The sequence below is a fragment of the Paenibacillus sp. FSL E2-0190 genome, from assembly GCF_037992965.1.
Classification (GTDB): Bacteria; Bacillota; Bacilli; order Paenibacillales; family Paenibacillaceae; genus Paenibacillus_AQ; species Paenibacillus_AQ odorifer.
This window is the reverse complement of sequence record NZ_CP150306.1, coordinates 5,676,306-5,689,696: the sequence shown is the minus strand read 5'-3', so window position 1 is coordinate 5,689,696 and position 13,391 is coordinate 5,676,306. Positions and strand designations below refer to the sequence as shown.

At 48.0% G+C, this 13,391-nt stretch carries 6 protein-coding genes, 1 pseudogene and 1 other annotated feature; of the genes and pseudogenes, 6 read left to right on the top strand and 1 reads right to left on the bottom strand.

Annotation, left to right across the window (positions count from 1 at the left end; all coding sequences use genetic code 11):
* Positions 1–62 precede the first annotated feature (62 nt).
* The gene (gene bglX / locus NST25_RS25030; RefSeq protein ID WP_076129209.1) at positions 63–2,231 is read left to right on the top strand and encodes a beta-glucosidase BglX; all 2,169 of its coding nucleotides are present in this window, start codon (positions 63–65) and stop codon (positions 2,229–2,231) included.
* A 46-nt stretch (positions 2,232–2,277) separates the two neighbouring features.
* On the top strand, positions 2,278–5,622 hold the full coding sequence (locus NST25_RS25025; protein ID WP_340392714.1) for a cellobiose phosphorylase: 3,345 nt from the start codon (positions 2,278–2,280) through the stop codon (positions 5,620–5,622).
* Between the two features lie 58 nt (positions 5,623–5,680).
* On the opposite strand, the gene argS is transcribed toward NST25_RS25025, so the two are convergent.
* Positions 5,681–7,546 carry an arginine--tRNA ligase gene (argS, locus tag NST25_RS25020; protein ID WP_340392712.1) on the bottom strand — a complete coding sequence of 622 codons (1,866 nt, stop codon included), beginning with the start codon at positions 7,544–7,546 and terminating at the stop codon, positions 5,681–5,683.
* A 40-nt stretch (positions 7,547–7,586) separates the two neighbouring features.
* Positions 7,587–7,805, bottom strand: a binding site (T-box leader).
* A gap of 249 nt (positions 7,806–8,054) precedes the next feature.
* On the opposite strand from argS, the gene NST25_RS25015 reads away from it, so the two are divergent.
* From NST25_RS25015 to NST25_RS25000, 4 genes and pseudogenes are all read left to right on the top strand, one after another.
* On the top strand, positions 8,055–8,414 hold the full coding sequence (locus NST25_RS25015; protein ID WP_036687001.1) for a hypothetical protein: 360 nt from the start codon (positions 8,055–8,057) through the stop codon (positions 8,412–8,414).
* Between the two features lie 45 nt (positions 8,415–8,459).
* The gene (locus NST25_RS25010; protein ID WP_340392711.1) at positions 8,460–10,106 is read left to right on the top strand and encodes a collagen-like protein; all 1,647 of its coding nucleotides are present in this window, start codon (positions 8,460–8,462) and stop codon (positions 10,104–10,106) included.
* A 383-nt stretch (positions 10,107–10,489) separates the two neighbouring features.
* Positions 10,490–11,215 (top strand): collagen-like protein, encoded by a 726-nt coding sequence (locus NST25_RS25005; protein WP_179088797.1) that lies wholly within the window; start codon positions 10,490–10,492, stop codon positions 11,213–11,215.
* A 562-nt stretch (positions 11,216–11,777) separates the two neighbouring features.
* Positions 11,778–13,327 (top strand): annotated as a pseudogene (locus NST25_RS25000) (exosporium glycoprotein BclB-related protein).
* Positions 13,328–13,391 lie beyond the last annotated feature (64 nt).

The window sequence follows — 13,391 nt, the reverse complement described above, 5'->3', positions numbered from 1 at the left end:
TTCTTGCACACGGGTTTTTCCATTCATAGGCATCGGCAGAATTGAACAATGGAGGATTTGAAATGAATGAGCAGCAACTGACTACCTTGTTGAACCAGATGACGCTTGAAGAAAAGATTGCACAATTGCAGCAGCTAGCCGCTAATTTCTATGAAGGGGCAGAGGATGGAGGACAAATCACTGGCCCTATGGCATCCATGGGAATTACGGACCACATGATCGAGAGCAGCGGCTCTGTACTTGGTCTATCAGGTGCAGCGCAAGTCATTGCGGTTCAGGAAGCCCATTTACGCAAAAATAGATTGGGCATTCCCTTGCTGATGATGGCGGATATTGTGCATGGCTTCAAGACGATTTTTCCGGTCCCGCTGGCAATTGGCTGCTCTTGGGATATGGATCGCGCAGAGCTGAGCGCCGAGATTGCGGCTAAAGAAGCGGCAGTCTCCGGTGTGCACGTTACTTATGCGCCAATGGCGGATCTTGTACGGGACCCACGTTGGGGAAGAGTAATGGAATCTACAGGAGAAGATCCATATTTGAATGGTAGGTTTGCCCGTGCGTTTGTGCGCGGATTTCAAGGAAGCGACTTGACTGGTGATGTAGATCGTCTGGCGGCTTGTATTAAGCACTTTGCTGCCTATGGTCTATCCGAAGGCGGTCGTGATTATAATACGGTGGATTTATCGGAACGGCAGCTGCGTGAATATTATCTGCCGGCCTATCGTGCAGCACTGGATGAAGGTGCAGAGATGGTCATGACTTCATTTAATACGATTGATGGGATTCCGATAAGCGGCAACGTCAAGCTGCTTCGCCAGCTGCTTCGTGAAGAATGGGGATTTGATGGCGTATTGATTTCGGATTGGGGTGCAGTGAAGGAACTGATCCCACACGGTGTCGCTGAGGATGAGGCTGAGGCAGCACTTAAAGCCATCAAAGCTGGTGTAGACATCGAGATGATGACGGCTTGTTACGTTCATCAGCTTCCGGCACTTGTTGCAGATGGACAAGTAGATGAGAAGATTATTGATGAAGCTGTGCTTCGTATTTTGAAATTGAAGCAAAGATTGGGCTTGTTCGAGCATCCGTTCCGCGGAGCTGACGTCGAGAAAGAGCGTGAGGTAATCTTCTGTGAAGATCATCGAAATGCGGCGCGTGAGTTGGCGGCTAAATCCTGCGTACTGCTCAAGAATGATCAGGTTCTGCCGCTTGCTGCAGAGCAACGGATTGCGCTAATTGGACCGTTTGCTACAAGCGGAGATATTCTTGGACCGTGGTCGTGGTTGGGTTCAACGGAAGAGGCAAGCCGTCTTGCACCAGCACTTCAAGCTCGCGCAGGTGCGGGTAAGATTACTGTTGCAGAAGGTTCTGGAGTCGATAGCTTTACAGAGGAACAGTGGCTGGAGGCGGAAGCGGCTGCTAAGCAAGCTGATGTGATTGTACTGGCGCTTGGTGAACATTCAGAGATGAGTGGAGAAGCGGGCAGCCGTTCAGATATCCGTTTGCCGGAAGCGCAGCTTGAGCTTTTACAACGTCTGAAACAGCTGAATAAGCCTATCGTGGTGGTGTTGTTTAATGGACGTCCACTAGACTTGGCCGGTGTGTACGAGCATGCAGATGCTATTCTGGAAGCTTGGTTCCCGGGCAGTGAAGGCGGAGCGGCAATTGCCAGTCTACTTTATGGAGATGAGAATCCTTCAGGAAGATTAACGATGTCTTTCCCGGTATCCGTTGGGCAGATTCCAGTCTATTACAATCATTTCAACACTGGACGCCCACTTCATGCTCCGGGTGCCGACAAACGTTATGTCTCGCAATACCTGGATATTCCTAATGAGCCGCTTTTGCCATTTGGTTTTGGACTGAGCTATACGTCATTTAGCTATAGTGAACCAATTCTGTCCGGTGAAATTATGACTGAAAATCAGCCTATTGAAATAAAAGTTACGGTGACCAATACTGGAGAAGTAGATGGGGAAGAGGTAGTGCAGCTGTATATCCGAGACATTTCCGGAGAGGTCGTCAGACCGATGAAGGAACTGAAGGATTTTGCCAAAATCAACCTCTCACCAGGGGAAAGTCGTGAAGTGACCTTTACACTTACCGAACAGCAGCTTCGTTACTATCATAGCGATCTAAGCTTTAGCAGCGATCCGGGACGATTTAAATTATTCGTCGGTTCGAACAGCAATGAGGTTAAAGAACGGGATTTTTGCTTAACATTAGCATAAGTAGAATATATGCGGCAGTAACGCCGTAATGGAGGAAGTGTATAATATGACTACTAATTTGAATACTAACATCCGTTTAAACGCCGGGGATCTATCCTTCACTTTTACAAACAGCGGGGACTTGTTCCAAGTCCTCTACGAACGGACAATGATCAATCAATTGCTGCCAAGCATTGTGGATGGTTCATTATCCAATCTATATTTGCGAGTGCACAATGATGGAAACATTCAAGCCATTCCTTTGCTGGGCATTCATTCTTCAAGCACTGTACGTAAGGCTGGAAACCGTTTGGTTTGGGAAGGTACTGCGGAAAATATTGAATATCAAGTTATTTTCACCCCTACTGCAGGAGGAGCTTGGTTCTGGGATGTGAAGCTTACTGGACAAAATGCAGAGGTAGATCTCGTGTACGGACAGGATGTAGGGATTGCTGATATCGCTGCTGTCCGCAGTAATGAAGCTTACCTGTCACAGTATATCGATCATGCGGTATTTGAGGATCAATCCAACGGGTACGTTGTTTGCTCTAGACAGAATCAGCCGCAGGGCGGGAAATTCCCATATCTGCAACAGGGTTCACTTACCAAGGCAACAAGCTTCTCAACAGACGGTTTTCAATTCTTTGGACTGTCCTATAAAGAAACCAACCAACCAGAGAGCTTGGGTCGTGAGCAATTAAGTAATGAAATCTATCAATATGAATTCGCATATACTGCGCTGCAATCGGAACGGGTGAAGCTGAGCGGGGAAACACGGTTTGTGTTCTACGGATTGTTTAAGCAAGATCATCCAGAAGCGATCACTGCGCTAGAATTTGCTAATGATATTGCTGCGGCTTGGGATGCTGTTAAAGATTTACCTTTAGAAGCTGAAGCAGCACTTGAACGTTCTTTCTTCTCGAAGGAGCTGGGAGCACCGCTGGCTGCAGATTCGCTGACAGAGAAAGAGATCGAGGTCTTGTTTCCGGTTCGTTATCAGGAGGAGAGAGAAGGAGACACACTACTTTCCTTTTTCACTGAGAATTATGAGCACGTAGTATTAAAAGAGAAAGAAATGCGCGTAGAACGGCCACACGGCCATATCCTGATGAGTGGGGATAACGCTCGACTTAATGATAAGGTCATCACAACAACTTCTTATATGTACGGGATCTTTAACTCCCAAGTGGTAATTGGAAATACCAATTTCAACAAGCTAATGTCCAATCCAAGAAATGCGCTTAACATTCCAAAAGCTTCAGGACAACGCATTTATGTAGAGTGGAACGGTGAATATCGTTTGCTGACCATGCCTTCTCTATTTGAGGTTGGTTTCAACTATGCTCGTTGGTATTACAGAACAGATGGTGAATGCTTCATTATTACGAACTACACCACCGAAGATTCGCCAGAGATATTCCTGAATGTGCGTTCGGAAAGCGGACGAGCTTATCGTTATTTAGTCACTAATCAAATCACCATGAACGTTAATGAATACGAGCTTCCATATCAATCTAAGCAAGAAAGTGGAGCAGTAATCTTCTCCGCTGACAGAAGCGCACTAAGTGCTGGTGAATATCCTGACTTACAGTATAAATTACAGGTACAGGGTGCGGTGTTAACTCTGCAGGATGAAGGTAGACTTGTCTCTCCTGTTCAACCAACTGAAGCGCCGTTAGCAGTTCTGGAGCTGTCTGCCAGCAGTGAATGGACCTTGAATATTCAAGGGCTTCTGGATGGTAAGTCACTTGCTCCAAGAAATCGTTCAGCTGAGGAAGAAATTTCTGCTTATCGCGCGTTTTATGCTGGTGTGATGAATGGCTTCCGCCTGACGCTTGGGGACGGAACAGAAGGTGAACTGTTTAAGGTTAACGCTCTGACTTGGTGGTACACACATAACATGCTGGTTCACTATTCGGTTCCACATGGTTTAGAGCAATATGGTGGCGCTGCTTGGGGAACCCGGGATGTATGTCAGGGACCTGTGGAATATTTCATGGCTACGCAAAAATACGAACAGGTTCGGGAAATTTTGCTGACGCTGTATAGTCATCAATATGAAGATGATGGCAACTGGCCACAGTGGTTCATGTTTGATAAATACACGAAGATACAACAAGAAGAAAGTCATGGAGATATTATTGTATGGCCGCTTAAGGTGCTTGGAGACTACTTGGCAGTAACTCAGGATTACAGCATTTTGGGAGCAACAGTACCGTATACCCGTAAGCACAGCTTTGACTTTACAGAAGAAAAGGCGACGTTGCTGGATCACGCACGGAAGGAAATTGCTTATATTAAGGATCATTTCCTGCATGACACACATCTGTCTTCTTACGGTGATGGAGACTGGGATGATACGCTCCAGCCTGCAAATCCACAGCTGAAGCAGTATATGGTCAGCAGTTGGACAGTGGCACTTACCTATCAGACACTTAATCAGTTCTCAGAGGTACTTCGTTCAGTTGATCAAGCTGAGGCAGAGGAACTGAAGGCGATGGTGGAAGGGATCCGTAAGGATTTCCATACTCATATGCTTCAATCCGAAGTGATTCCTGGCTTCCTGTATATGGAAGACCCTGAGCAAATTAAACTTATGGTGCACCCAAGTGACACAGAAACAGGTATTCAGTACCGTCTGCTGCCTATGACGCGCAGTATGATCAGTGAGCTGCTTACTCCGGAACAGGCCGAAGCACACTATGATGTCATTCAGGATAAACTATTCTGCCCTGACGGTGTGCGTCTGATGAATCGTCCAGCTCAATATGTTGGCGGGGTCAGCACTCATTTCAAACGTGCGGAGCAAGCGGCTAACTTTGGCCGGGAAATTGGACTTCAGTATGTGCATGCACATATCCGTTATGTAGAGGCTATGGCTAAGCTCGGTAAAACCGATCAGGTCTGGAAGGGTCTGGCAGCGATTAATCCGATCGGAATCCGCGATGTGGTGCCAAACGCTGAACTACGTCAAGCTAACTCCTATTTCAGTAGCTCGGATGGTAAATTTAACACCCGTTATGAGGCACAGGAGAATTTCGATAAACTGCGCAATGGTGACGTAGCTGTTAAAGGTGGCTGGAGAATCTATTCCAGCGGTCCTGGGATCTATATGAACCAGTTAATCTCGAATGCACTGGGGATCCGTACGGAAGGTGGAGACTTAATTGTTGACCCTATTCTGCCGGAATCGCTGGATGGAATGCACTTTAGTTTTGAATATGCAGGCACTAAGGTAGACTTTATCTATCACCTTACAGGTCGTGAGATTAGTCAAATTACTATCAACGGTACGGAAGTGCAAACAGAAGGTACACCTAACCGCTATCGTAGTGGTGGTGTTCGCATCAAACGTGCGGACTTTGATCGTCTCAGCACGGAAGCTGGAAATGTGATAGAGATTTATAAGTAACATATATATAGAAGGGCAATCTCCGCGTTAAGCGCGGAGATTGCCTTTTTTGTGTTTTTTACATTCGGCTCGGTGTCGGTAACCCAAGCACTTCGAGCACATCTCCCAAGATGTCCTTGAATCTTGAAGTGAGCCAGAGGCGGAATTCGATCGTAGCTGGATCGCCTTTTAGAATCGGACATGCAGAATAGAAGTTGTTGAACAGTGTAGCTAAGGTATGTGCGTAAGTGCAGAGCGTATTTGGCGTTAACTCTATACTTGCTGAATGTAATATCTCGGGCCAGAGGCTTAGCTGTCTTAGCAGCGCAAGCTCTGCTTTTTCCAATTCGGAAGGGAACTGAAGCTGTGCGGCAGCTGTAAGGATTGGGATCGTAGCTTTACTCAAAACGCTTGTCGCACGCGCAAAAGTATACATCAGATAAACTCCGGTATTGCCGGATATTTCGGTAGCCTGTTTGAAATCAAACACGATTTCCGTTCCTAAATTAAACCGTAGCAGATAGTAGCGAATCGCAGCAGTGGCAATCAATCGGCTGGAGAGGCCGTCTTTATCGGAACGTGAGTGCTCAATGTTCTGTTCCATAAGCTCCACCAGATCGCTTAACTTAATCCCGATTCCCTGACGTCCGGACATAGCATAAGAAGATTTGCCTTCTGAAATATCTATACCCAGCTCGGCCGCCGAAGCGGGACTAAGAGATACAACACCATAGCTCACATGATGGAGTTTGTCTGCTTGCTCGTTATAACCTAGTGCCCCTAAGGCTTGCTTAACCATCTGTTGTGGATATTCCTGTCTGTAATCGATCACATTGATGACTCTGTCCGCCTGCCCATAAGATTCTTGGGTTCCAGTTAATCCAGTTGTCCATAAACCGGACGAGAATTCGCTATAGGAAAAATCTTTGGTCAAAAGACCAAATTTCCAGAGATGATAGGCAATATCTTTGGCTGTATACGTTAAAATCCCATTCGAACGCACCAGCACCTTATCGAGCTGATGCTCCTCTGAATCCGCTCCAATGTTAGCCTCTGTTCCTTGCTTCAGCACCCAGCAGCCTGCGAGTTTACCTTCAGTCTCTTGTACAAAAACGGCTGTCTGCTTCAGTAGCTCAGCTGCGGCTGCCCAAAATCCCTCTTTTAAAATACTGCTCTCCCATACCAGCAAATCATAATAAATCCCAAAATGTTTCATTTCCTCTACATGCTCTCTAACGATGCGTTCAGCTACAAGGTTGCCCAGCCAGGCTTCGTTACCGCCCCCTAGTTCAAGTGAGTGGAGTATATCAGTGCGCTTGTGTGTCATCTCTGGGTTCAGCGCATATTCTTTGTTCACTTTGGCATAAAGATCCCAGCAAAAATCACCGAAACGTTGGTGTTCCCCTTCTAAAGGTATATTTAATAATCCAACAACTGTATCCGCCAGCTGATTGCCGAGATCATCAATGTAGTTATGGACCTCTACGTTATACCCAGTTCTTTTCATAATTCTGACTAGAGTATCGCCGATACAGGCGTTTCTTAGATGACCTACGTGAGCGGCTTTGTTGGGGTTGATAGAAGTGTGCTCGATGATGACTTTTTCGCCAGTGCTGGCAGGCAGTTCAAAGGAATGTTCAGCCCAGCTTTGCCAATTCATATACAAATTGATAAATCCGGGAGCAGCGACTTCAACTTTTTGTAAAAGACCGGCGAAGCGCCCTTGGAATTGAAGTTCTGCTTTCACTAATTCTGCTATGACCATTGGGGATTTTCGTAAAGTTTTGGCTAGCTGCATAGCGATATTGCATGAATAATCACCATGTTCTAGATTTGCTGGCTGTTCGATCAGAATGGCAATGTCCTCTGGATAGTCAGCTCCTAAGGTATTGAATACACGTTGTACACTGTGCTCGATTCCGTCTTTGATGATTTGATTTAACATGGTATACCCTCCTTTGAAAATACAAAAAAGCCCTCGTCTCAAAAGAGACGAGGGCTTTAGCGCTCGCGGTACCACTCTCGTTGCTGAACAAGTTGTTCAGCCACCTTACGGGATAACGGCCTTCAGCCGGGACTTCCTACTAAGGTTCAGAAGTCCATCTCACGGGTGCGCTTCATTAAAGGGATCTGTACCGGCTTACACTCTCCCGGTTCGCTGAGGACTAGATCTCGTTAATTACTCTCCCGCTCATCGATGCTTAATTAATTTTTACCAGTATACCTAATATTTCATAAAAAGCAATAGTGGTTAGCTTCTTAACAATCTTGGTTGCTCTTTGTTGTTAGATTATCAGTTTAGTAGATTATAAATTTGGAAAAAGAAGGCTGTCTTGTTATAGGACTAGCTGTTCCTTTGCACAACAGTCCACACGCTAACTCAAGCCAAGGAATATTACTATACGGAGCCACTAATCTTTCAATTTGTAGTGGAAGGGAGGAGTGAATAAAACATGGCTATTTTTTCTACTGGACCTATAGATAACAGCCCGATCCTAGGGGTCAGACCGTCGCAACTGGTAACCGTAAAAGTAGTTAATCGGGATTCTCTTAATCCTTATAATCTAGTTATTCAAGGTTTCCTTCTTAACGGATCAAGAACGATGTATGTGAATGAAACAGTAAATCTAGCACCTAATCAAGTTTTAACTAAGAACTATTTTGCCGACTTGGACGCATTTGAATTTGTGTTTACAACAGTAGAAGCAGTTGAAGCAGAGGTTGGGATTTCAGTCTGGGGAAAACAGAACTCGGGGGCATTGGTAGATCCTCATCGCATAGTTGCGTGGGAGAAGCAGGCAGTATTAATTTAATAATTATTTTTGTGACACAGTTAACGTTAAAGGAGTGATGAGAAATTGAGTTATTTATCTACCGGACCGATAGACAATAGTATGGTAGGGGGTGTAAGACCTACTCAGCATGTTACTGTCAAAATTGATAACCGAAGTGACATTGATTCATCAATGGCTCTTGTTCAAGGATACTATATGGATGGGACAAGAACTTTATATGTAAGCGAGCTGATAAATGTAGCACCTAATGAAGTTATAACACGTGATTATTATGGCGATTTTGATGCGTTCGAATTTATTTTTACAACTACAAGTCTGGTAGATGATCCGATTCAAATCTCAGTATGGGGAAAAAATAGCGTTGGCCAGATTGTGACTGCCCATCGACTTGTACATGCAGAATTGCTTGGTGTAACGCAAGGAATAACTGGCGCGACCGGGGCGACTGGTGCAACGGGAGCGGATGGAGCAACAGGAGCAACGGGAGCGACCGGCGCAGGAGAGACTGGAGCTACTGGTGCAGATGGAGTGACTGGGGCGACTGGTGCAACGGGAGCGGATGGAGCAACTGGAGCGACTGGAGCAGGAGAGACTGGGGCAACAGGTGCCGATGGAGCTACAGGTGCAACAGGAGCCGATGGAGCAACGGGTGCAACAGGAGCGACCGGAGCAGGAGAGACTGGGGCGACAGGAGCCGATGGAGCTACAGGTGCAACAGGAGCCGATGGAGCAACGGGTGCAACAGGAGCGACCGGAGCAGGAGAGACAGGTGCAACAGGTGCAGATGGAGTGACTGGTGCAACGGGAGCGGATGGAGCAACGGGTGCAACGGGAGCAGACGGAGCAACCGGGGCGACCGGAGCAGGAGAGACTGGGGCAACAGGAGCAGATGGAGCTACAGGTGCAACAGGAGCAACGGGAGCAGACGGAGCAACGGGAGCGACTGGAGCAGGAGAGACTGGGGCAACAGGAGCGGATGGAGCAACGGGTGCAACGGGAGCAGACGGAGCAACCGGGGCGACCGGAGCAGGAGAGACTGGGGCAACAGGAGCAGATGGAGCTACAGGTGCAACAGGAGCAACGGGAGCAGACGGAGCAACGGGAGCGACTGGAGCAGGAGAGACTGGAGCTACAGGAGCAAACGGAGTAACTGGTGCAACGGGGGCGACTGGTGCAACCGGAGCGGATGGAGCAACAGGAGCAACGGGAGCGACCGGAGCAGGAGAGACTGGGGCAACAGGAGCAGATGGAGTAACTGGTGCAACGGGGGCGACTGGTGCAACCGGAGCGGATGGAGCAACGGGTGCAACGGGAGTAGACGGAGCAACCGGGGCGACCGGAGCAGGAGAGACTGGGGCAACAGGAGCAGACGGAGTAACTGGGGCGACTGGTGCAACGGGAGCTGACGGAGCAACGGGTGCTACAGGAGCGACCGGAGCAGGAGAGACAGGGGCAACAGGTGCAACAGGAGCAGATGGAGTGACTGGTGCAACCGGAGCGGATGGAGCAACGGGTGCAACGGGAGCAGACGGAGCAACCGGGGCGACCGGAGCAGGAGAGACTGGGGCAACAGGAGCAGATGGAGCTACAGGTGCAACAGGAGCAACGGGAGCAGACGGAGCAACGGGAGCGACTGGAGCAGGAGAGACTGGAGCTACAGGAGCAAACGGGCGACTGGAGCGACCGGAGCAACCGGAGCGACAGGAGTAGCTGGAGCAACCGGAGCAACGGGAGTAGCTGGGGCAACCGGAGCAACGGGTGAAGCTGGAGCGACTGGAGCAACGGGAGTAGCTGGGGCAACCGGAGCAACAGGAGTAGCTGGTGTAACCGGAGCAACGGGTGAAACAGGAGTAACCGGAGCGACTGGAGTAGCAGGAGCAACGGGGGCAACAGGAGTAGCTGGTGTAACCGGAGCAACGGGTGAAACAGGAGTAACCGGAGCGACTGGAGTAGCAGGAGCAACGGGGGCAACAGGAGTAGCTGGTGTAACCGGAGCAACGGGTGAAACAGGAGTAACCGGAGCGACTGGAGTAGCAGGAGCAACGGGAGCAACAGGAGTAGCTGGTGTAACCGGAGCAACGGGTGAAACAGGGGTGACCGGAGCAACGGGAGTAGCTGGAGCAACGGGAGCGACTGGAGTAGCTGGTGTAACCGGAGCAACGGGAGTAGCTGGGGCAACCGGAGCAACGGGTGAAGCAGGAGCGACTGGAGCAACGGGAGTAGCTGGGGCAACCGGAGCAACAGGAGTAGCTGGTGTAACCGGAGCAACTGGAATAGCTGGTGTAACCGGAGCTACCGGAGCTACCGGAGTAACTGGAGCTACAGGTCCGAATATTCAACAAGAAGGGTTTTCTGCTTTCAAGCCCTCATTGGCAATTTCCACATCTACACAATTAACTGGCTGGACTGTAACAACACCTTTTTATGATAGCCCGTCTTTCGACGAAGTTGGCGGAAATTATACCATTCCGACAACTGGTAGATATTCGATTGAAGCGACTATCAATTATTCTACAACTGCCTCACTTTCTATCAGTCTTGGTGCTGGAGTTAATCCGGCTTTCGTAGTTCAGAGAACTTCTCCTACTGCAACAAATCTGGTAAGTGGGTTGTTCCCAGTACTTGATGTGAATGTTGCACTTATATTAGATTTGAGAGCAATTTTGGGAAGTGGTACTGTGACGCTGGCTGGAGAATTTGCATTAACCGCAGGTGATGTGATTGGCTTGTTCTATGTGGCAAATGGTTTGACGGTTCCTTTGAATTTGGGTGGAGCGAACTCAGCAGGTATCGTCTGGTCTGTTCATGAATTAACTTAAGCTTATTTATCTTCAAGTTCAGTGTTTATAACAGGGGTAATTCGGTAGCCGTTAGTGTGGCTCTCGGGTTACCCCCTGTTTTGTTGGCATATGTTATAAGTCGACTGGAATGTTGCTTATTAGATTCTTATTCTATTAAACCAGTACGGATTTTCAGCTTATTTTAATAAATCAAATATGTGTAATAGTAGTTTTTAAATGGATGTCCACACCTTAATTCAAAACAAGAATAATACTATAAAGAGCCAAAAAATATGAACTAATTTTCTAGGCTCATAGATTATCAACTTAGAGTAGGTGGGAGGAATGATTATAGATAAAAACACATTTTATACAAAGCTATTGAGGAGAATCTTGTTCGATTGATTTGATTTTTGAAATTCAAATAATACGAGTATTTTAAAATCTATACAAAATGAGGTGTTGAAAATTGAGTCAACTATCTACTGGTCCCATAGAAAATAATCTGGTAGGGGGTGTAAGACCTACTCAGCTTGTTACTCTTAAAATTGTCAATCAGAGCGATGACACTCCGTCAACAGTTCAAGTCGAAGGTTATTATATGAATGGGACAAGAACTTTATATGTAAGTGAGCTGGTTAATGTAGCTCCTAATCAAGTAATTACTAATGATTATTATGCAAACTTTGATTCATTTGAATTTTTATTCACAACACCAATTATGATTGATGATCCCATTCAAATTTCAGTTTGGGGGAAAAGCAGCACAGGTCAATTAGTGACTGCTCACCGCCTTGTCTACTCTGAATTATATGGAGAAAATATAGGAATTACAGGTGCTACTGGAGCTACTGGAGCTACAGGAAGCGTTGGTGCAACGGGAGCGACAGGTGCTGGCGTAACCGGAGCCACAGGTGCTGGAGCTACTGGAGCGACAGGAAGCGTCGGAGCAACGGGAGCAACAGGAAGCACTGGAGCAACGGGAGCGACAGGTGCTGGCGTAACCGGAGCAACAGGAACTGCTGGAGCAACGGGACCGACAGGAACTGCTGGTGTAACGGGAGCGACAGGAAGCACTGGAGCAACGGGAGCGACAGGAAGTGCTGGTGTAACGGGAGCAACGGGAACTGCTGGAGCAACGGGAGCGACAGGAAGTGCTGGTGTAACGGGAGCAACGGGAACTGCTGGAGCAACGGGAGCGACAGGTGCTGGCGTAACCGGAGCAACAGGAACTGCTGGAGCAACGGGAGCAACAGGAAGCACTGGAGCAACGGGAGCGACTGGTGCTGGCGTAACCGGAGCAACAGGAACTGCTGGAGCAACGGGAGCAACGGGAGTAGCTGGTGTAACGGGAGCAACAGGAGTAGCTGGTGTAACCGGAGCAACAGGAACTGCTGGAGTAACGGGAGCAACGGGAGCAACGGGAACTGCTGGTGTAACGGGAGCGACAGGAACTGCTGGAGTAACGGGAGCAACGGGAACTGCTGGTGTAACGGGAGCGACAGGAAGCACTGGAGCAACGGGAGCGACAGGAAGTGCTGGAGTAACGGGAGCAACGGGAGCGACAGGAAGTGCTGGAGTAACGGGAGCGACAGGTGCTGGTGTAACTGGAGCAACAGGTGCTACTGGTTCAGGTGCAATTATTCCATATTCTTCTGGTCTTCCAGTAGCAATGACCACTGTATTAGGGGGCTTTTGAATACTTCAAGTGCAGTTGGTTTTGGTAGCAGTGCAACCAATATCAGTATTACAGGCGGTACTATAGATCTCACCGGAGCGGCTGGAACCTTGCTGAACTTTGCGTTCTCGGTTCCTAGAACTGGAACGCTTACTTCTATGGCAGCCTATTTCAGTGCGACAGCTTCCGTTAGTTTAGTGGGGACTACGGTAACAATCACGGCTCAATTATACAGATCTACTACACCTAACAATACCTTCACAGCAGTACCTGGGGCTTTAGTTACGTTAAGTCCTCCGCTTACAGGATTAATTGCTCTTGGAACTATTAGCAGTGGTAATACCACAGGTTTGAGCATCCCTGTAACTGTGGGAGAACGCTTGTTGTTGGTCTTCACTTCGACGGTCACGGCTGGCATTGACGTTGCAACAACTGTTGCTGGCTATGCTAGTGCAGGAGTTACAATCGCATAATCTGAAGAAAAAGGGATATCCAGATAGCCCTATGGGCTGCAGGATATCCTGATTTTTTCTCCAA